Origin of the sequence: Actibacterium lipolyticum (assembly GCF_900184935.1) — a bacterium.
Taxonomy (GTDB): domain Bacteria; phylum Pseudomonadota; class Alphaproteobacteria; order Rhodobacterales; family Rhodobacteraceae; genus Actibacterium_A; species Actibacterium_A lipolyticum.
On record NZ_FXYE01000001.1, the window covers coordinates 387,077 to 406,380 of the forward strand.

The following is a 19,304-nucleotide window of genomic DNA, read 5'->3' on the forward strand; positions in this document are numbered from 1 at the left end:
CGTGAGACGCGATCGTCAGTGTTTTCAGACATCACAAGCAAAGCCTACGCAGTCGTGGTAACGTCAAAGGTGATCGTGTTTTCGGTTGTAGGGTCCAGCGTTCGTGCAATTTCGCCTTCTTCACCGAAGTGCAGCAAGCAGGCTTCGATCAAGCCTTGGCAAAAGCTGTCCAAGGGCCGCGGAGATGAATAAACCATAGTCAGGTGGCTGTCGGAATGGCGCATGGTGTCAAAACGGGGCAGTTCCGCGTCAGGATAAAGCTTACGCACCTCAACGTGGATTTCCTGATCCACAGACTCCAACAGAGCAAAAGCAGAGGTCTTATCTTTGAAAAACTCGGGGTAATGTTCAATAAAGAACCCCATCATCCAGTGCCCGAACTTGATCTGGAGCACTTCGGGGCTTAGCCCCGAGTGTTCGCTGAAAGCCACAACGATTTTCACCAACTCAGAGCAAGGGTAATTGCCAACTGTCGTGAACGCGCCGCCGTTTTCCAGATCGGCCTTATCAATAACACTGTCGACGGCGTTCTCACCGAACGCATCTTCAGCCATTTTCAATAGCTCGACAAAAACTACACCCTTCATACTACACTCCTGCTTCTGTTTCAGCCGCCGATACAGCATCGCCTTGCACAACGCTACTGCATGATTGGAAACAGGCAAAGACTGCATGGGCACTGAGGGGCGTAAAATCAGGCGAAGCGAGGGGGCAGGGCGACTGAAACGGCGCTTGCGCTGCAAAATGCCACAATTTCCCCGTTTCGATGACGTATTTTTATGGTTGAATCAGTATTCCGTGGATCCGTCCTCGGTTGTAGTTCCACGCTTGAGTAAAGCATCTTTGAGGGGTTTCGCAACTTGCGCGAGCAGATTGAAGTCATCGTCGCTGAGGATAACGTGGTGCAGCGCACCTATATGCGTCGTCTCATCGAAAATGCCGGCGTCACATGTTTCAAGGTTATCGAAGCAGAGGACGGACAAGCCGCGCTTGAACTTCTGAAAACCTCTCGCGCCGAAATCCTGATCACTGATTATCAAATGCCGGGCCTGAACGGCGTCGAGTTGACCCGCGCGGCCCGTTCCCTTGATCTTGGTCGCTATGTCCACATCATCCTTATTACGGGAACGGATATGGGCGGTTACGACGTGCGCGCCGATGCACTGAATGCTGGTGCCGATGACTTTTTGAACAAAGAGAAAGATCCGACTGCCCTCAAGGCGCGCTTGAGAACCGCGATGCGCCTTATTCACCACGGCAAAGAGCTGGAAGAGCAACACAGGGCGATGAAAGAGGCCAACGATCGGATCAATGAAGATCTTGCCGCCGCCGCCCATGCCCAACGCAATCTTTTGCCGGACATCAACACCAACATCCTCGGCGCGCATGTTGCGTCTGTCTTTGTGCCATCCTCTGTGGTGTCAGGCGACATGTTCGGGTGTTTTCCACTGAACGACAGTCAAATAGGGTTCTATGCGGTCGACGTTTCAGGGCACGGCATTCGCGCCTCGCTTATGTCGGTTGCGATCGGCTACCTCATCACGCCAGAGTTCTTTACAAAGTCGGTTCTGGACGAGGACGGAATCCCCCGTCCGGCGCGTCTGGTTCGTGAGTTGAATGAACGTTTCTGCACCGATGCCCATGACGATTACTTTACGATGTTGTGTGGCGTGATGGATACGCGAAGGGTTAAGTTGTTTTTCTGTCAGGCCGGATATCCCTCTCCTTATTATGTTGATGCAAATGGCAATGCGACGCCCATTGGCGACGGCGGGTTCCCCGTGGGCATGTTTAGCGGCGTGGATTATGAAGATGGGAATATCGGCGTCGATCTGGACGGAATGCTGCTGTGCTGTTCGGATGGTGCATTTGAGGCCGAAAACAATGAAGGTATCCCCTTTGGTGAGCAGCGGATGGAAGAGATTGTGAAACAGATTTACCACGAACCGGCCGACAAGGTGCCCGAGAAGATCGTAAAAGCCTTGGCCGACTGGCGCGGGCGCAAACCGCTAGAAGACGACCTGACCGTGGTTGCAGTTAAAAGGAATATGAGATGATCCATACAACCCAGGCGGATGCTGGTATTACAGTCGTGCGTACAGGCATGGAACGGCTGACAGCCATCAACTCCAAAGCGTTCAAAGATGGAATCGTAGAACTGATCGACGCGGGCAATAGCGTGATCGTTATTGATTTCACCAAAACAAACTTCATGGATTCCTCTGGTCTGGGGGCGCTTGCGGGCGTCCTGAAAAAGATCGGGCACCGCGGCGATCTGGCCGTCTGCGGGTTGAACGCGGAAGTCACACAGATGTTCAAAATCTGCCGAATGGATCGGGTGTTTTCGATCTACGCGGATGAAGCAGCTGCCGTGCGCGCGCTGAGCGAAAAAACGTGATTTCAGATTCCTTCCGTTTGGATCACGCCCTCGAGAGCATCGATCCAATGGTACAGCTCCTGAGCGCGAAAGCCGGAAGAGTCCTGCCGCCCGAAGCGCAGGGGCGTTTCGCGATATGTGTAAGCGAGGCTTTGACCAATCTGGTCTTGCACTCAAAGAACAGCAACCCAGACGCGCAAATCCAAATTGAGCTCTGCGAACAGGATACGGCCGTCACCGTTGAGATTTATGACCCCTGTGGCGCAGATCCTTTCGATCTTCGCGAATACGCCACAGATTTGTCAAAACTTGATGTGATGGCTGAGTCTGGTCGCGGCTTGGGGCTTATCATGGCCTGCGCGGATCACGTCACCTATGACCCGGTGGGCAATAAACACCGGTTGAAACTAACGATAAACAAAGAAGAGAGAGTCGGCTGAAGGCCGCAACCGCACCCCGGGTATTGGAGAGAGTAATGGTAATTTCGACGTTTACACGAAAACTGGCGGCAGCGGTTGTCTTTGGCACCTTTGGCATGGTTTCGACCACGGCGAATTCGCAAGAGGACGCGGCCACCAGCGATGTGAAGCAGATCACAATCGACAATGTCACGGTGAACGGCGCAGAATTCAATTCCGTGACGATTACGTCAGAATTTCCGCTTGTGATCCATCACGGCGGCGCGACGCGCGTGGGCGAATGCGAAGGCCGCGTCGATCCGGTATCGGGCGTCCATTTCGGGCGTAACGGCGCGCTGACCGATCGCGAATACCGCATGGCGCAGGTGGCTTGGTCCTATTTTGATCGCTATTTCCAAGAGGAAACCGGCCTTGTGAACGCGGTCGGAAATTACCCGTCGACCACCCTTTGGGACACGGCCTCGTATATCTCTGCGCTGGTCGCCGCATTTGAGCTGTGCGTGATCGACAAACGCGAATTCGACACCCGCGTTACCCAACTGACAAACACCTTACGCAACCTTGATTTGTTCCGCGGCGAGGCCCCGAACAAGGTTTACAATACCCAGACAGGTGAAAAGGTGAACTATGCGAACGAAGCCGGCGAGGTCGGTATGTCCGCACTGGATATCGGCCGGATGCTCGTTTGGCTGCGCATTCTGAAAGAACGTCATCCGCATCTGGCCAACAGCGTCGACAATATTCCGATGCGCTGGAATTTTTGTAACCTCGTCAGTGACGATGGACGTATGTATGGCTCTTTCGTTCAAGGCGATGGAAACGTACGCTATGTTCAGGAAGGTCGGCTTGGCTATGAAGAATACGCCGCCAAAGGCTTTGCGCTCTGGGGTTTTGATGTTCCGCGCGCCCTATCGCCAGAGCCATTGAACTATACAACGATCTACGGAGTCGATGTGCCTTATGACGGGCGCGATCCACGGATTTTCAAGAACCAGAACTATGTCCTCACCGAAGGCTACATCCTCGACGGGATCGAAATGGGCTGGGATCTTCCATCTGATCGCAGTGGTGACGGGCTCACGGCATCCCATGGTTGGCGGGCAGAGTTCGCGCAGCGGATATATCTGGTTCAGCAGCGCCGGTTTGAGCAGACGGGTATCATCACGGCGCGCTCTGAACATCAGGTCGATGGGCGTCCTTACTTTGTATACGATTCCATCTTCGCGGATGGCTATCCGTGGAACACTCTCGACCCGACAGGTGAATACCAGCCAGACCGCGCGGCCGTTGCGGCCAAGGCAGCGATTGGCCTTTGGGCGCTTTGGGAAACCGATTACACCGATCTGCTCTTTGAAACGGTTGCGGACCTGTATGATCCCGAATTGGGCTTTTACGAAGGCCTTTATGAGAACGGCAACGGCTACATTCCTTTGCAAACCGCCAACAATAACGGAATTATCCTCGCCGCGCTTTTGTATAAGGTGCAGGGGCCGATCCTTCAGCAGACCAATGACAACACGCAATATTGGGACACGGCCTATGCCGGAACTGATTTGCGCGACAACAAATGTCACCCGCGTCAGATGGAAGAGGTCGTGAACTGCTGCAATTGTGCAGGCGTCCAGATTCCGCCGGTTATCCCATTCGAAGAATTCACCTACTGCCGCCCAGTCCCGACAAGTGGCGAAACCGCGGCAATCGAATGTGGCACGACGGAACACAGCTTCCCATTGCCTGAACCCCGTCCGGTTCTGCCGCAATCTTGCAGCGCACAGTAGTAGGTCGGGGGCATGGCCACTTCGAAACAGAGAATGGTTTGGTTCGATGCCAATCGCGTCTTTGCCGCGATGGGTGTCGTACTGATCCATTCAACCACCGATTTCGGCGGTAAACCATTTGAGGCAGCAGAACCGGCGGAACGCCTGTTGCCTGTCTTTCTGCGCTCCATTGGAGAGTTTTCCGGCTCCGAGATGTTCTTTCTCTTCTCGTTGTTCCTGATGGCACTTCGCGTGGATCGAAAACTGCCCAGTTACCGCGAGACGGTGCTGACACAGGCCGAGCGCCTTTTGGTGCCTTTCGCCTTCTGGGTCGTGTTCTACGCGTTTTTCCGCCTCTTGAAGGCCGATGCCTTCAATTACACCGATTATATCTGGGCGCAGGTATCAGACCTTAAGAACTGGTACGGCTATTTCCTGCTTGGGAACGTGCAATATCACATGCATTTCCTACCCACATTGTTCGCATTGTTCCTGTTCTATCCATTGATGCGCGGGGCGACACGGTATCCGATCTTCGGACTGATCCTGTTTCTTACGCTCGGGATCATGAACAACACCCAAGCCTTTGTCTGGGGGCTGGATCTGGACCCGACCCTGCGCGACTACATCATCCGCGCCCTTAAAATACTCGGCTATGTCGGCTATGGCTTCGCGGCCTTCGCACTTTACGGGGTCTGGAAAGACGGCGTGCCACGGGGCGAAAGCCGCCTGATGCGCCGCTTTGGGCTATACCTCGCCTTGCTCGCCTATGTCGCGACGATCCCGTTCTTTGCCACGGCGTGGCAGACTGGCGATTGGGGCGTGCGCAGCGGTTGGGATTTCTACGGCCATTTCCTGATGCCGATCTGCATTTTCCTGATCTTCATGGGCGGACAATTCCTTGATTGGTCGCCGCAATGGTCGAAGTTGGCCAAGTATTCCTTTGGCGTTTATCTGGTGCACCCTGCGGTCATCGACTTGTTCGATATCGCCCTGTTCAAAAGCGGGATGTCGGGTGAGATGTCCCCGACGATCATCGTGCTGCTGCGCTACGCCGTGGCACTGCCCGGCTCCTTCGGCGTTGCCTATGCCCTGTCCAAAATCGGGTTCCTAGCGTGGACGATCGGCCTTGGGGCGCCGCCTTGGCAATGGGGCAAATCAACAGGCGGGGCGGCATGATCCAAGACGATTATTTCCTGAAGTACGAAGACCGCACGCCGCCGCCGCCGCTGGAGTATAACCCGTGGAGAGAGGCGCTTTGGCAATTCCTCGCGGTCCTCGCCTTGGTGATCGGGGCCTGGTACATCATCTGGCGGTGGACGGGGTCGCTGAACCCCGACGCGATGTGGTTCGCCGTGCCACTGGTTGTGGCGGAAACCTGCGCGTTCATCGGCATGGTTCTGTTTGTTTTCAACCTCTGGAAGGATGATCCGATCAAGATCGAAGAGCCGCCCGCTCTGCTTGGGGATGTTGTGGAGACCCATCCCGAAGCGGACCGTGCGATCGTTGTAGATGTGATGTTTGCAACCTACGATGAAGACCCTGAATTGGTCCGGCTTGGCATTCTGGATGCCAAGAAGATGACCTATCCCCATCCAATTGATGTACGTATCCACATTCTGGATGACGGTCGCCGTCCGGAGATGAAGGCCGTGACTGAAAGTGAGGGCGCGAACTATATTTCGCGCACAACTAACGAAGGCTTCAAGGCCGGCAACCTGCGCAACGCGATGGAGCAAACCCACGGGGATTTCCTCGTGATTTGCGATGCGGATACGCGGCCTTTCCCGACCATGCTGGAACATACGCTGGGCTATTTTCGCGATCCCAAAATGGCCTGGGTGCAGACCCCGCAGTGGTTCTATGACCTGCCCGAAGGTGAACGCCTGCCACAAAGGCTCGGGCGTCGTTTCGGAAGCCGTGGCCATACCTTCGGCACATGGATCGAACGGCTGTTCGGCCCCGTGCGCGTGGGCGAAGACCCTTTCGTGAACGACCCCAAGATGTTCTACGACGTCATCCAAAGACGCAGAAACCGTGCGAACGCCTCGTTTTGTTGCGGGGCGGGGTCCATCCACCGCCGCGAGGCGGTGATGATGGCGGCCTTGCGCAGTTTTGGCGCCAAAGTCGAAAAACGGACGTGGGACGTTGAAGAGGTCGTCACCGTGTCGTCCAAGGAACGCGAACTGGCCCCGGACCTTATGGAGGCGATCAAGACCGAAGCCGCGGCGACCGAAGCTCTGACGCCCTATAAATTCCACGTCTCCGAAGACATTTACACCTCGATTGTCCTCCACTCAGACCGTGAAAGTGGATGGAAGTCGAAGATGCACCCCATCGTGGAAAGCAAAATGCTCTCGCCCCAAGATTTGCTAACGTGGACAGTGCAGCGGTTCAAATACGCGGGCGGAAGCCTTGATATTCTTGTCAACGACAACCCGATCTTCCGCAAAGGTCTGACGTTCGGGCAGCGTATGATGTATGCAACGACGTTCTATTCCTACCTCGCGCCGCTGTGGAATATCATCTTCCTGCTGGCGCCGGCGATCTACCTTTTCACGGGCGTTTCACCCGTTGCAGCCTATTCGGCAGAATTTTTCTTTCACCTGATCCCGTTCCTTGTCACGCTTGAGCTGGCAATCATGGTCGGGACGTGGGGGATAGCCGGATACGCCCCAAAGGCAAGTTATCTTGCCTTTTTCCCCCTTGGCCTGAAGGCGATCTTCACTGTCGCACGGGGCGAGAAGATCACCTTTAAGGTAACGCCAAAGGTCCGCCAGTCGGGCAACTTCCTCGGGCTGGTTTGGCCGCAAATCGGGGTGGTGTTTCTGACAGGAATAGCCACGATTTACGCCATTGGCGCGCTCATTTCAGGAGCGACAGATCACTCCGCCAGCGGCGTCATCGCCAACATCATGTGGGGCATCAACAACTGCCTTGCGATGGCAGGCATGATTGCCGCCGCGATGTGGCAACCCAGCGAGACAGAAAAGGAGAGCTAAATGAGCTTTCGCGAAAACATCATTAAAGCCCGCGGCAGTTTGATCTTCTTGGCCGCCTTGATCTGTGGTCTGTTGCTGGTCACGACTTTGGAAAGAAACATGCCAGCCACATCCGAAACCGCGGACGGCGCCAACGCGCCAACCGAACTCTCCGCCCCGATTGCGGTCGCTGCACCCATCACCGCCTTTGACGACGTCGATCCTTTGCCATTGGCCAATACAGGGGAAAGCAAACCCGGCGATCTGGACTACGCCCGCATCGCGTGGCGGTATTTCGCGAACAATACAAACCACGACACGGGCCTTGTGAATTCTGCCGACAAGTACCCATCCACAACGATGTGGGAAACGGGGTCCTACTTCATGGCGGTGATCTCGGCGGACCTGTTGGGCATCATCGAAACCGAAGAGGCCGTTTCGCGGCTGTCTTTGGCGCTCGACACGCTGGCGCGCATTCGCCTGTTTGACGAGATGCTGCCAAATAAGGCCTACAACACGCGCACGGGTGAACTGGTCGACTATTCCAACCAGCCTGTGGAACGCGGGCTTGGCTGGTCTGCCCTTGATATTGCCCGCATGGTTGCCGCGATGAGCCATGCCGAGCAAAGCTATCCCGAACTGGCCGTAAAAGTCGACGCAGTGATTGATCACTGGGATTTGGATCAGATGGTTGAGAACGGCGAACTGATTGGCGGCAACATCGCCGACGGCAACCTGCGACGCGATCAAGAAGGCCGCGTGGGTTACGGCCAGTACGCTGCCAAAGCCATGATGCTGCGAGGCTTCGACATGGTCCTTGCCTATAATGCCGAAGCAAACCTGATGGTGCAAACCGTCGAAGGCCAGCCCATCCCCGTCGACGCCCGCCTGCACCGCAATATCACCCCGGCCTTCACAGTGTCGGAACCCTACGTTTTCGACGGGTTGGAGTTCGGATTTGATTACCGGTCTCACCGCTTTGCCACAGCGATCTATCAGGCCCAAGAGGCGCGCTTCCGCGAGACGGGGCAGTTGACAGCTGTCAGTGAATCCCACCTCGATGAAGCTCCATATTTTGCCTATTCGACCGTCTGGGGCGGTGGCGCGCCTTGGGCTGTCATGACATTCAGCGGCGACCGGATCGATAGCAAACGGACAATCACCGTGAAGACGGCCTTTGCTTGGGATGCCCTGTTTGGCACGGACTACACGGCCGAACTTGTGGATGCACTGTCCGAACTGGGCGATCCTGAACGCGGCTGGCCCGAAGGCATCTATGAGGCGGATGGGGTCGTGAATGGCTCGTTCACGACGAACACCAATGCTGTTGTGCTGGCGTCACTCGCCTTTCGGGCTTTCGGCCCATTGTCACGCGTAAATCAGTGAGCGGCGCTGTGAGGGTGGTAATTCTTGGTGGGGTGGCTCTCACGCTTTGCATCGGGGTCAGTGCCGGGCAGGCGGCCCCCTGCGTCGGGAGCGATTTTACGACGCCGTTTCCGGGCGCGTCGAACGTCACAACACATGTTGTCGACGTCCCATCGCCGCGCTTTCCAGGGTTTTGGCAAGAGGGGACGAAAGACGGATATTTCTATATGCTCTTTGCCAATGGGGATGCCGTCTTGACGGCAGGTCGGGATAGCACTTGGCATATCTCGTATAGTTGTGACGCTGGTTTGGGTGAATGCTCAGCGCATATCGAAGGCACCCCTCCAGGCGAGGCAATGCAAGTTGCAGAGCAACTTAAACAATGCCTGCTGGAGGGCGAGGTTTCCCAAGCCGTCCAAGAGCCCGAAACGCGCCTCGTCGAAGAGGAGCCTCCAAACGTGCCTTCAGAAGAACCGGTTTCGCCCGCTCCACCTGAAGACCCCGCAACCTGCAGTGTGGAGACAATCGACGACGAAAATCTGACCCGCAAGCTGCAAGGCATGTTAGTCTTGGCAGGCGCTGATCCTGGCCCTTTGGACGGCATCCCCGGTGCCATGACCACCAACGCTTTGATTAGTGTTCTCGGCGAAACGGCGGCTCAGCTTCCCACTGAAGACGCAATCGCGGCACTGCGAGAGCTCATGTGCTCTGACAGTGATCGATAGGGGTGGACTGAACGCTGGAAGAATCTTCCGCAAGCCGATGCCGCAGAAGTGCTCAATTTCTGGCTTTCTAGATACAACCGCAGTATCGGTGAGCAATACCGAAGGTCCGGAAAGGGCCGTTACGCCCTCCCAGCTTTCGAGCAGTTCATTGCGTTTTGACAATCAAGTTTAACACATCCTAATTGGCATCATGAAGATATCTGTCGCAGTTGCTTTTATGTTGTGTGCCTCTGCCGCTGCTCTGGCTGCTTTCGTCTGGTCAGGTCCGTCCCAGATCAGGCATTACACCTTCGATGAACTGTCAGAATTGACGTGCGAGGAGCTTGGCGAACGCCACACCGAAGTCATCGATGCATACCATGACGCCGAGATTGCCCACTATGGGCGGACAGCTGCGTTTCATGCTGACCTTGGCATCCCATCCGAAGACGTTTTGCCATATGCTGTTCTGATGATGCGTTTTATGCGCGATAACAACATCAGCGAAACCAACCTAGTAACGCGGTCAATGCCCTGGCCTCTGCTCTATTCAGATTTTTATTATGAGATTTCGGGCACATGCGCGGCGAACCCGTCATGGCAAGCCGTCGAAGCGATGCGGCAGTCTGCATTGAAACTCGGTTTGATTGGCAGAAACGAAATTGATTAGGCTCAAGGACATGAAACAGAAATTTGGGCTGTATCTCGCCTCTTGCTGCGCACTTATCGGCAACATGGCGCAGGCGGGTTGTCCGGCAGGACAGGAACCCTTCACATCCTGCCAGATAGATGGCCGCAACACCGAGATCTTTGTCTGTTTCGACGATCAGGTCGTGACCTATAGCTATGGGTCTGTCGGCGGCACACCTGATCTGTTCCTGTCAGAACCTGTTGAGCGTGTTGACTATGAACCGTGGTCGGGTGTGGGGAAAGCGATCAGCGAAAGTGTTACCTTTTACAACGGAGACTTTGCCTATGACGTTGGTGGCGGCTTTGACCGTCCGTTTTCTGAAGAAGAAATGCGAGAGCCAATCAGGCGCTTTGGCTGGGTAGAGGTGACCCAGAGCGGTGAAATAGCCGCCAGTCTCGAATGCATCCCTGAAACGGTGAGCTACGGTTTTGGCGGCGGCATCCATGACATCAAAGTGGCGGCTGGGCAGTCGTGGGACTCGGCCTCCTTTACATGGGTATCCGACAGTATTGTGCCGCCGGTCACGCCGCTTCTGCTGGAAAGCCATCTGTATGAGACAGTCGAAGATTGCCTGCCCGCATCAGAGTTCAGTCTGAATGGCATCAGCATGGGCGATCCGTTGGATACGCTCGGCAAGCTTGGATCACCAGAAACGGTCACAGACCCTTTTGGGAGCGGCGAGTTGATAGATCGGATGGTCCTTGTTGGCGCGAATATCGATATTTTCCAGGATAAGGTTTATGGAATGTCCACCACATCGCCAGGTTGGGACACGCCCGCAGGGCTTAGGGTTGGTCTGACCCGTGGCGAAGTGATCCGTATTCTGGGGCGGGTGCCAAACGGATATACTGCCACGTCAGATAGGTATTATACCCACGTCTGCTCTGACGTGCGAGATGCTGAGGACGAATGGGGTATCTTGATTGAATTTGGACAGGACAAACGTGTGGGCAGTATCAGCTTTGTAAGTCCTTCGTATTAGCATCAGACCGCCGTTTGCGTCGCTTCCTGCGATAGTGTTCCCAAGCAGCCCAAGCCAGACACATTGTGATCGCACCAGCATACACGGCGAGGATCGGACGTTCGCCCTGATCTGGCAAAAGCAGAAACGTCGGCACGGTGATGATGGTCACGAATATGGCCAATGCATACCGAATTGGAATGGTCCGAAAAACAAAGACCATTGCAAGCCCATAGATGCTGAGGAAGACCCAATAATAGTAGCCGAAGATTCCATAGGCGACAGTCAGCAATTGCTCAACCAATAACTGCGCACGCGCTATTGAAACCACAGCAGATTACTTGAAGTCTGTGACCCTACCGCCGAAGCCGACGTTCCTGCAGCTTGCAGCATCGAACACTATGGGCTCCAATCGGACATTCGCTGCGTTATGAGGCAGCTTCCGCAATGCGAAATGGCTCAGTCGTGGCGAACTTCCTGCCAAAAAAATAGTAACGACCCAAATTTTGAGCTTTGCACTTGAATGGCAACTTTATGGGGACAAGAAAGGCAAGATCACTAACAATGTCATTTAGTGGGGTCAGAGAATTCAAAGGCTTAAGAATGTGAAATGGCAATACTACGGGACAATCCACACCCCGTTGTTGTCGCGATCCGGACCCCATTATTCCCGAAGGGCCAGCGCGGCGTTGCGTCACTTCGGTGGATCGCGTTCAACAGTTCTCGGACAGGAGAACCCTGAATGGAAATTCCCGCTTGATCCACAATGATTGCTCTGCGCCCGAGGCCCACTCGGCGATCGCAGAGATTGCGCCTGCCATGATCTCGAGACCAGGATGTTCGAGGATCACGTGGACCTGTCCCGACTTCAACATCGCGCGGGTTGTCTCTGTCAGCTCGTTGCCCACGACACAAATGTCTGACCTGCGGGCGTCGCGCAGGGCGGCGACAGCGCCTTCGAGCCCGCCGCCGATGACAAAGATGCCGCGCAAGCGACTGCCTGCCTGGCCCAGCAAGGTGGTGACGGCTCGCGCTGCACCGATGTCGCATTCGTCGCTCGACAAGGCGGGAAGGACGGACAACCGGCTGTCTCTTTCTCTTAGGAAGGCGCGAAAACCCTCTTCTTCTGTCTGTTGATTGTGGAAGAACGCGCCTCCATTGACCAATCCGATACAGCCCTCGGGACCCGCCAGTCGCGCCATGAACCAGGCCGCAGTGCGCCCCAGTTCCATTTCGTTGCTAGCGATCAAACCCGGGGTGGTTTCGCAGGTCAGCCCGGAAATTACCGGCAGCGCCGGGACGCCGCGGTGGGCCAGATCCTGAACGGCTGACCGGACCTTTGGATGGTCGATGCAGTGGCAGGCAATAACGTCACATTGTCTCTCAAGATCCAGAAGCGCTGCAACCGTGGTGTCAGGGTCCGGGCTGGTCAGGTGTCGGGTGATAAGCCGAGCCTGTATATCATGACGCGATTCAGCGATGGATTGTGCGTGGTGCGCCATATCCAGAAACGTGCGCCTTTCCCGGGTGTTCAGCAACAGACCGATGCGGCAGGCCGGCGCTTCGGTGCGCAGGCGGCTGCGGATGATCGCGACGCCGTGAAAGCCTATATGTTCAGCGACCTCCAGCACCTGCTCCACCGTGGCGCGTTTGACCGGCAGGCGTCCGGTCATAATCCGGTCGATGGTCGAGACGCTGACGCCGCAGGTCGCGGCCAGCGCCTTGTGTGTGATCCTGTCCACGTCGCCTCCTGCGGCCTCCCTGAAACGGGCCATACCTTCGGATCTCATAATCTTTCATTTTGACGTTTTGTGAAAGCCTCCAGCGTGGATCGCTTGCTGGTGGCCAGTGGCGTTGATCTAACAGCCCTCCAACGGAGGGTGAGCGATGGATCGCTGGGCGGAATTTCAGATATTTGTGAAGATCGCCGAAGAACGCAGCATGACCCGTGCCGCCGAGGTGCTCAACAGCTCGACCTCGGGCGTGAGCCGCCAGTTGACTAATCTGGAAAGCCGTCTTGGCGTGCGTCTCATCCAGCGCTCCACCCGTCAGCTCAGCCTGACCGACGAGGGAGAACGCCTTTATGGTCAGGCGCGTGATCTGCTGTCCATCTGGGAAGAGGCCGAAGCCAACATTCGCCTTGGCTCGCACGAGCCCACGGGGCGTCTGCGGATCGGGGCTTCTTTGTCGTTTTCCCTTCTGCATCTGATGCCCGCCGTGGCCGAGTTCCGGCAGCGGTATCCTCAGCTGGCGGTCGAGATCGTCTCGTCCAACCGCTATTATGACATCATCGAAAACGGGCTGGATCTGGCGATCCGCCTGCGCCGGGTCGAGGCGGACAGTTCGATCACTATCCGCAGGCTGGCCGAAACGCGCCGCCTTCTGGCGGCCTCGCCGGCCTATCTGGCACAGCGCGGCGTGCCGCAGCGGCCCGAGGATCTGCTGTCGCACGACATGATCCTTTATACGCTGGCCGACAATTGGAACGATCTGCAGTTCACCAAAGGCACCCAAAGCGCCAAAATCGCCGTATCCGGCACGCTGAACATGAACGACGGTCAGCTGATCTGCGAGGCCGCGCGCAAGGGGCTGGGGATTGTGGCGCAGCCCACCTACATCCTGCAAAGCGATCTGGAGGCAGGCCGACTGGTGCGGGTTCTGGACGATTGGGATCTGCCGCGCCTGACCATGAACATCGCCTATCCCAGCAAGTATTTCGTGCCGCTGCGAACGCGGCTGTTCATCGACCATCTAGTGCAGACGTTTCGCGAGCTGGGCCTTGAAGAGAGGTGGACGGCATGAGCTACGCTTTTTGCAAAATCTGCAAGAATGTTTCCCGGACTCGGTTGTTAATCCCGTTTCGGGAAACTGTTACCACCATCACTAGGCTGAAGGCGTGCCTCCAAACAGCGGGGCACATGATGGAGATCAGCCCTCAAAACTCTCTGGGAGGAGAATGGATATGAAAAAAGCACTGGCTCTGGCCATCCTTTCGTCGAGCGGGCTTGCCGGCCCTGCAGCGGCTACCGAAGCAGGCAAGGTGTTCTTCCTGCTGCCGAACACCACAACCATCCGCTTTGAAAGCCGCGATGCGCCGTTCTTTGTCGAGGCGCTGAAAGAGCGCGCGCCGGATGCGGTTGTGACCGTGCAGAACGCACAGGGCGATCCTCAACAGCAGCAACGCCAGATCGAAGATGCGATTGCTCAGGGCGCGGATTTGATCCTGCTGACCTCGGCGGATGCAAACCTTGTGGCCGGCGGTTTGGCTGCCGCGCAGGCCGATGACGTGCCCGTTGTACTGTATGACCACGACGCCATTGGCGGCAAGGCAGAGGCGCATGTGGTGTTTGACTCTCTTTCGGTTGGGCAGGCACAGGGCCGCCGCGCCGCTGAGCTGATCAAAGGTCTGGAAAAGACCCCGGTGAAGGTCGCACGCGTTAAGGGCAACCAAGGCGAATACGGCACCGGCCAATATGAAAAAGGGCAGGACGAATTCCTGATGCCGCTGGTTGAGCAGGGCAAGGTTGAAATCGTCTGTGACCAATACACCCAGAACTGGGATCCGACCCTTGCACAAACCTTTGCCGAAGACTGTCTGACCCGCAACGGCGGCGATGTGGACGTGTTTCTTGGCATGAACGATGGCACCACCGGCGGCTCAGTCGCGGCTCTGATCAGTCAGGGCTATGCTCCGGGTGACAAGATCGTCACCGGCGGTCAGGATGCCACAGTCGAGGCGCTGCGTTACATCGCGCAGGGCTGGCAGGACAACTCGGTCCTGAAGGATCTGCGCCTTGAGGCAAATGCCGCTGCAGACGTGGCTGCCTCGATCCTAAGCGGAGAGGGCGTGCCCGCCAGCCTGATCAACGGCAAGGTGAACAACGAGTTCATGGACGTTCCAGCGGTCTTCCTGCCTGTCAGCAACATCACGGCTGACAGCCTGAGCGACGTTGTCACGGCCGGTGTCTGGACCTGGGGCGAGATCTGCCAGGGTGTCGAAGACACCGCCATTTGCCAGCAGAACCAATAAATCAAGACCGCAGGCGGCGCGATCCGCCGTCTGCACCACCACACATGGGAGGACCCATCATGACGGACATGAGTGTCGGTCGGGAGAGGCATGTCCAGGCGCAGGGCGCTGCGCCGCTGATCTCGATGCGTAACATCCACAAAAAATTCGGTTCGCTGCACGCGCTGAGAGGGGCGTCTTTGGATGTCCATGCAGGCGAGGTTGTGGCCCTTGTGGGGGACAATGGCGCGGGCAAGTCCACCATGGTCAAGGTCATGGCGGGCGCCCATATGGCCACCTCGGGCGAGTATGACTTTGAAGGCAAGCCGGTCAAAATTAACTCACCCACCGATGCCAATGCGCTTGGCATCCAGACGGTTTATCAGGATCTGGCCCTGTGCTCGAACCTTGACGCTGTGCAGAACCTGTTTCTGGGCCGCGAACTGACCGGATCGGGCCTGTTTGGCCGTCGGATCAAACGGGCTGAGTGCGAGGTCAAGGCCCGCGAGGTTCTGTCCCGTATGCGCCTTGGCAACCTGTCCCTGACCCGCCCCGTGGGGGCCATGTCGGGCGGGCAACGTCAGAACATCGCCATTGCGCGCTCCATCTTGTGGACGCCCAAGGTGGTGATCTTGGATGAACCTACTGCTGCGCTTAGCCATTCGGCCGCCGAGCAGGTGGGCGATCTGATCCGCAGGCTGGCCGATCAGGGCCTAGGTATCGTGGTGGTCAGCCACGACATCCACAATTTCGTCGTCAACGCCACCGACCGCATTGAGGTCATGCGTCTTGGTGCCAATGCCGCCAGCTTCCGCACCGGCGATGTGACGGGCGAACAGGTCGTCAACGCCATGGTCGGTGGCAACGAAGGCGTCAATCTCGCGGGGTGACCGCGGCACAAATCGAAGGAATTCCCCATGGCAGAAGCCATCACATCCGCGCCGCCTCTGGTGCGCCGCCGCAGCATCGGCGAACTTCTGGCCCGCGATCTGCGCGCCCTTCCCATCGTCATCGGCCTTGTGGCGCTGTGGATCTTTTTCGCCACGCAAAGCGACGTCTTCCTGACCGCACGCAACCTGTCCAACCTTCTGGTGCAAAGCACCGTGGTTGGCATCATGGCGCTTGGCATCATGTTTGTGCTGCTGGTCAAGGAAATTGACCTCTCGGTGGCCGCGATCAATGGCGTCACATCCGTCTTTATGGCCAAGATCATCGTGGAGGCCGGGGTAAACCCTTGGGTCGCCGTGCCTCTGGCCATTTTGCTTGGCGCGCTGATCGGCAGCCTGTCGGCGCGGTGGGTCACGTATGTGGGTGTGCCGTCCTTTGTGGTTACGCTGGGCCTTGGCCTTGCGCTCAACGGATTGCAACTGATCCTGCTGCCGGCAACCGCACGTTATAGCCTCAATGGCACCGGCCTTGAGAAGATCGCCCTGATCAACATCAGCGGCAATGGAGCCTGGCTGGTTCTGGCAATTGGAGTTCTGGCCTTTGCCACGCTGGTCCTGTCCGAGGCGACAAGCCGCACCAAGGCCGGGCTTGAGACGCCCATGATGCGCGCGGTGATTTTGCCGGTTGCGGCTGCGGCGGTTTTTGGTCTGATCGTGGTGTCGATCCTTTCGGCGCATAAGGGTATTCCGCTGATCGTTTTGATCTTTGGCATCCTGCTGGGGCTTGGCGGTTATGTGCTCAAGCAGACGCAGTTTGGGCTGTATCTCTATGCTGTTGGCAACAATGACGAAGCGGCGCGCCGTTCCGGGATCAAGGTTCACCAGATCAAGATGGCGGCCTTTGCCATCGCGGGCGGTGTTGCGGCGCTCGCCGGTGTGATCGCCGCCTCGCGGACCCTGGGTGTGGGCGTCTTTTCCGGCGGCGGTGTAGGCGGTGGCACGCTGCTGTTAGAATCCATCGCAGCGGCAGTGATCGGCGGGGTCAGCCTGTTCGGCGGACGCGGTTCGATTCATGCGGCGCTTCTAGGGGCGCTGGTCATCGGCACCGTCAGTAACGGTCTGAACCTTATGGGGGTCGAGAACGAGATCCGTCTAATCGTCACCGGTCTGCTGCTGGTGCTCGCGGTTTCCATCGACAAGCTGATCGAAAAGGCCACCGGCCAGCAGAGCTTCTGATCCGAAGCCTGTGCCCAAGGGATCCGCGCCGCCCTCCCTCCTCCCGGCGCGGATCCTACAGTTTCAATTGTGGCGCGCGCCACCACGCATAGGAAAAGGCCATGTTGCAGACCACAGACGACAGCTTTGACGGCGGCTATTTCGAAGAGGAACGCTCCTCCGAGGTGGTCAACTCCCGTATCGGTGACGCCGCAGATCCGCGGTTGAAAGAGGTGCTGAGCGTGCTGACCAAGCACTTGCACAATGCAGTGAAGGAGATCGAGCCCACGCATGAGGAATGGTTCGCCGCGATCCGCTTTCTGACCGAGACGGGCCAGATGTGCAGCGACTGGCGGCAGGAATATATCCTGCTTTCCGATGTGCTGGGCGTGACCATGCTGGTGGATGCGATCAACCACCGCCGTCCGTCAGGCGCGACGCCCAACACCATTCTCGGGCCATTCTATATCGAAGGAGCACCGGAGTACCCCAACGGCGCGAACATCTGCCTTGATCACAAGGGCGAGCCAACATTGGTGCGCGGGCGCGTCACGGATGTGGATGGCAACCCGGTCGCAGGCGCGCGGATCGACGTTTGGCAGACCAATGATGACGGGTTCTACGACGTTCAGCAGAAAGAAGAGCAGCCCGAATACAACCTGCGCGGCGTCTTCACCTCGGATGCCAACGGGGACTACTGGTTCCAGACGGTCAAGCCGCGCTTTTATCCGATCCCTGATGACGGGCCGGTGGGCAAGCTGCTGGGCGATCTGGACCGTCACCCCAACCGCGCTGCCCATATGCATTTCATTGTGACGGCAGAGGGCTATGACGAGATCATCACCCATATCTTCACGCCCGATTGCCCCTACCTGAAGGAAGACACGGTTTTTGGCGTCAAGAAGGATCTTGTGGCCGAATTTCACACCGTAGACGATCCCGCGATGGCTGCGCAATACGGTCTGCCGAACCCGTTTCTGTTGACGGACTGGAACTTCGTGCTGGCACCGAAACCCCAGCCTACATCCCCAAGGGACCCCCAATGAACATCACCGATATCGAGCTTTGCGCCTCTTACTGGACTGTGGCGGGCAATACCTATCCCGGCGCGCCGTCCGAGATTAGCCCGTTTCCCCTGACCGAACGGGCCGAGATCTGCGGGCGCACCGGATGGCGGGGCATGGGCTTTGTCATGGACGATATGGAGGCTTCGATCGACCGCTACGGCCTGTCTGGTGTGCGGCATATCTTTGCGGACAACAACATTCGCCACGTGGAGCTTGAGTTCCTTTTGGACTGGCACCTGACGGGCGAACGGCGAGCGGCCTCGAACAGGATGTATGCCCGTATGCTCGAGATCAGCGACGCGCTTGGGGTGGGCAAGATCAAGCTGGGCGGCGGCGTCTTTGAGACCAAAGCGCCGGACACAGGTGCGATGCGCGCGGCGCTGTTTGACATCTGCGAGGCGGCAAAGCCGTTGGGCATCGACATCGTGATCGAGTTTCTGCCCTTTGCCTCCATCAACACCATCGAGCGTGGGCTGGATCTGTTCCGCGATCTGGGCGTGAGCAATGGCGGGCTTTTGGTGGACACTTGGCACGTTCAACGCGGCGGGATGAGCGCCGAAGACATCCGCAAGATCCCCACAGAATTTCTGCGCGCCGCCGAGCTGGACGATGCCGGCCCCGAGGTTATCGGCGATCTGTTCAACGATTCCACCCATTACCGCCGCCCCTGCGGAGAGGGCGCAATTGATATCGCGGGCCAGATTCAGGCGATGCTGGATCAGGGCTACCGCAGCTATTGGGGGGTCGAGCTGATCTCGGCCCACCACCGCCACCTTCCGCTACAGATGGCGGCCACCCATGCCTATGACACCACTTTGCGCCAGTTTGATGCCGTGACCCTACCGGCCGACTGACGCCCCAAAAGGACCAA

Annotated in this window: 18 protein-coding genes; 16 read left to right on the plus strand and 2 right to left on the minus strand. The window is 57.3% G+C overall.

The genetic code is table 11. The annotated features are described in order from the left end of the window. Window positions 1-44 precede the first annotated feature (44 nt). Complete coding sequence (locus tag COL8621_RS01910) at window positions 45-587, minus strand: heme NO-binding domain-containing protein (protein WP_093966867.1); 543 nt, start codon at window positions 585-587, stop codon at window positions 45-47. A 273-nt stretch (window positions 588-860) separates the two neighbouring features. Between COL8621_RS01910 and COL8621_RS01915 the strand changes: the two genes are divergently transcribed. From COL8621_RS01915 to COL8621_RS01960, 10 genes are all read left to right on the plus strand, one after another. Beyond that, entirely contained in the window at window positions 861-2,057 is a 1,197-nt protein-coding gene (locus COL8621_RS01915) for a SpoIIE family protein phosphatase (protein WP_235823692.1), read from the plus strand. Next, window positions 2,054-2,398 (plus strand): STAS domain-containing protein, encoded by a 345-nt coding sequence (locus COL8621_RS01920; protein WP_093965645.1) that lies wholly within the window; start codon window positions 2,054-2,056, stop codon window positions 2,396-2,398. The genes COL8621_RS01915 and COL8621_RS01920 overlap by 4 nt, the downstream gene beginning before the upstream one ends. After that, window positions 2,395-2,817, plus strand: coding sequence for an ATP-binding protein (locus tag COL8621_RS01925; RefSeq protein ID WP_141137803.1), 423 nt, complete (start codon window positions 2,395-2,397; stop codon window positions 2,815-2,817). Before COL8621_RS01920 ends, COL8621_RS01925 begins: the two co-directional genes overlap by 4 nt. 35 nt (window positions 2,818-2,852) lie before the next feature. Continuing rightward, window positions 2,853-4,574, plus strand: a complete 1,722-nt coding sequence (locus COL8621_RS01930; protein ID WP_235823693.1) for a DUF3131 domain-containing protein — start codon at window positions 2,853-2,855, stop codon at window positions 4,572-4,574. A gap of 33 nt (window positions 4,575-4,607) precedes the next feature. Next, window positions 4,608-5,732 carry an acyltransferase gene (locus COL8621_RS01935; protein WP_235823694.1) on the plus strand — a complete coding sequence of 375 codons (1,125 nt, stop codon included), beginning with the start codon at window positions 4,608-4,610 and terminating at the stop codon, window positions 5,730-5,732. Next, entirely contained in the window at window positions 5,729-7,555 is a 1,827-nt protein-coding gene (locus COL8621_RS01940) for a glycosyltransferase family 2 protein (RefSeq protein WP_093965648.1), read from the plus strand. The genes COL8621_RS01935 and COL8621_RS01940 overlap by 4 nt, the downstream gene beginning before the upstream one ends. Further along, window positions 7,556-8,920 (plus strand): DUF3131 domain-containing protein, encoded by a 1,365-nt coding sequence (locus COL8621_RS01945; protein WP_093965649.1) that lies wholly within the window; start codon window positions 7,556-7,558, stop codon window positions 8,918-8,920. Between the two features lie 335 nt (window positions 8,921-9,255). Then, window positions 9,256-9,624, plus strand: a complete 369-nt coding sequence (locus tag COL8621_RS18935) for a hypothetical protein (protein WP_141137804.1) — start codon at window positions 9,256-9,258, stop codon at window positions 9,622-9,624. Between the two features lie 190 nt (window positions 9,625-9,814). Further along, window positions 9,815-10,273: a hypothetical protein gene (locus tag COL8621_RS01955; RefSeq protein ID WP_093965651.1), complete on the plus strand. Its 459-nt coding sequence runs from the start codon at window positions 9,815-9,817 to the stop codon at window positions 10,271-10,273. Window positions 10,274-10,283: 10 nt separating this feature from the next. Next, the gene (locus tag COL8621_RS01960; RefSeq protein WP_093965652.1) at window positions 10,284-11,276 is read left to right on the plus strand and encodes a hypothetical protein; all 993 of its coding nucleotides are present in this window, start codon (window positions 10,284-10,286) and stop codon (window positions 11,274-11,276) included. 692 nt (window positions 11,277-11,968) lie between these two features. On the opposite strand, the gene COL8621_RS01970 is transcribed toward COL8621_RS01960, so the two are convergent. After that, entirely contained in the window at window positions 11,969-13,045 is a 1,077-nt protein-coding gene (locus tag COL8621_RS01970) for a LacI family DNA-binding transcriptional regulator (protein ID WP_093965654.1), read from the minus strand. Between the two features lie 97 nt (window positions 13,046-13,142). On the opposite strand from COL8621_RS01970, the gene COL8621_RS01975 reads away from it, so the two are divergent. The 6 genes from COL8621_RS01975 to COL8621_RS02000 all read left to right on the plus strand — a co-directional run bounded on the left by COL8621_RS01975 (window position 13,143) and on the right by COL8621_RS02000 (window position 19,287). Next, entirely contained in the window at window positions 13,143-14,057 is a 915-nt protein-coding gene (locus COL8621_RS01975; protein ID WP_093965655.1) for a LysR family transcriptional regulator, read from the plus strand. A gap of 160 nt (window positions 14,058-14,217) precedes the next feature. Beyond that, entirely contained in the window at window positions 14,218-15,285 is a 1,068-nt protein-coding gene (locus COL8621_RS01980) for an ABC transporter substrate-binding protein (protein WP_235823696.1), read from the plus strand. Window positions 15,286-15,344: 59 nt separating this feature from the next. Further along, the gene (locus tag COL8621_RS01985) at window positions 15,345-16,154 is read left to right on the plus strand and encodes an ATP-binding cassette domain-containing protein (protein ID WP_235823699.1); all 810 of its coding nucleotides are present in this window, start codon (window positions 15,345-15,347) and stop codon (window positions 16,152-16,154) included. A gap of 27 nt (window positions 16,155-16,181) precedes the next feature. Then, the gene (locus COL8621_RS01990) at window positions 16,182-17,387 is read left to right on the plus strand and encodes a sugar ABC transporter permease (protein ID WP_093965658.1); all 1,206 of its coding nucleotides are present in this window, start codon (window positions 16,182-16,184) and stop codon (window positions 17,385-17,387) included. Between the two features lie 101 nt (window positions 17,388-17,488). Further along, window positions 17,489-18,412 (plus strand): intradiol ring-cleavage dioxygenase, encoded by a 924-nt coding sequence (locus COL8621_RS01995; RefSeq protein WP_093965659.1) that lies wholly within the window; start codon window positions 17,489-17,491, stop codon window positions 18,410-18,412. Continuing rightward, window positions 18,409-19,287 carry a sugar phosphate isomerase/epimerase family protein gene (locus COL8621_RS02000; RefSeq protein WP_093965660.1) on the plus strand — a complete coding sequence of 293 codons (879 nt, stop codon included), beginning with the start codon at window positions 18,409-18,411 and terminating at the stop codon, window positions 19,285-19,287. Before COL8621_RS01995 ends, COL8621_RS02000 begins: the two co-directional genes overlap by 4 nt. Window positions 19,288-19,304: the final 17 nt, after the last annotated feature.

Coding starts and splice junctions, on each gene's coding strand:
- COL8621_RS18935 (WP_141137804.1), top strand. CDS start 9,256: ATGCAAGTTGCAGAGCAACTTAAACAATGCCTGCTGGAGGGCGAGGTT.
- COL8621_RS01910 (WP_093966867.1), bottom strand. CDS start 587: ATGAAGGGTGTAGTTTTTGTCGAGCTATTGAAAATGGCTGAAGATGCG.
- COL8621_RS01995 (WP_093965659.1), top strand. CDS start 17,489: ATGTTGCAGACCACAGACGACAGCTTTGACGGCGGCTATTTCGAAGAG.
- COL8621_RS01920 (WP_093965645.1), top strand. CDS start 2,054: ATGATCCATACAACCCAGGCGGATGCTGGTATTACAGTCGTGCGTACA.
- COL8621_RS02000 (WP_093965660.1), top strand. CDS start 18,409: ATGAACATCACCGATATCGAGCTTTGCGCCTCTTACTGGACTGTGGCG.
- COL8621_RS01935 (WP_235823694.1), top strand. CDS start 4,608: ATGGTTTGGTTCGATGCCAATCGCGTCTTTGCCGCGATGGGTGTCGTA.
- COL8621_RS01945 (WP_093965649.1), top strand. CDS start 7,556: ATGAGCTTTCGCGAAAACATCATTAAAGCCCGCGGCAGTTTGATCTTC.
- COL8621_RS01930 (WP_235823693.1), top strand. CDS start 2,853: ATGGTAATTTCGACGTTTACACGAAAACTGGCGGCAGCGGTTGTCTTT.
- COL8621_RS01955 (WP_093965651.1), top strand. CDS start 9,815: ATGAAGATATCTGTCGCAGTTGCTTTTATGTTGTGTGCCTCTGCCGCT.
- COL8621_RS01970 (WP_093965654.1), bottom strand. CDS start 13,045: ATGAGATCCGAAGGTATGGCCCGTTTCAGGGAGGCCGCAGGAGGCGAC.
- COL8621_RS01975 (WP_093965655.1), top strand. CDS start 13,143: ATGGATCGCTGGGCGGAATTTCAGATATTTGTGAAGATCGCCGAAGAA.
- COL8621_RS01985 (WP_235823699.1), top strand. CDS start 15,345: ATGACGGACATGAGTGTCGGTCGGGAGAGGCATGTCCAGGCGCAGGGC.
- COL8621_RS01940 (WP_093965648.1), top strand. CDS start 5,729: ATGATCCAAGACGATTATTTCCTGAAGTACGAAGACCGCACGCCGCCG.
- COL8621_RS01980 (WP_235823696.1), top strand. CDS start 14,218: ATGAAAAAAGCACTGGCTCTGGCCATCCTTTCGTCGAGCGGGCTTGCC.
- COL8621_RS01990 (WP_093965658.1), top strand. CDS start 16,182: ATGGCAGAAGCCATCACATCCGCGCCGCCTCTGGTGCGCCGCCGCAGC.
- COL8621_RS01960 (WP_093965652.1), top strand. CDS start 10,284: ATGAAACAGAAATTTGGGCTGTATCTCGCCTCTTGCTGCGCACTTATC.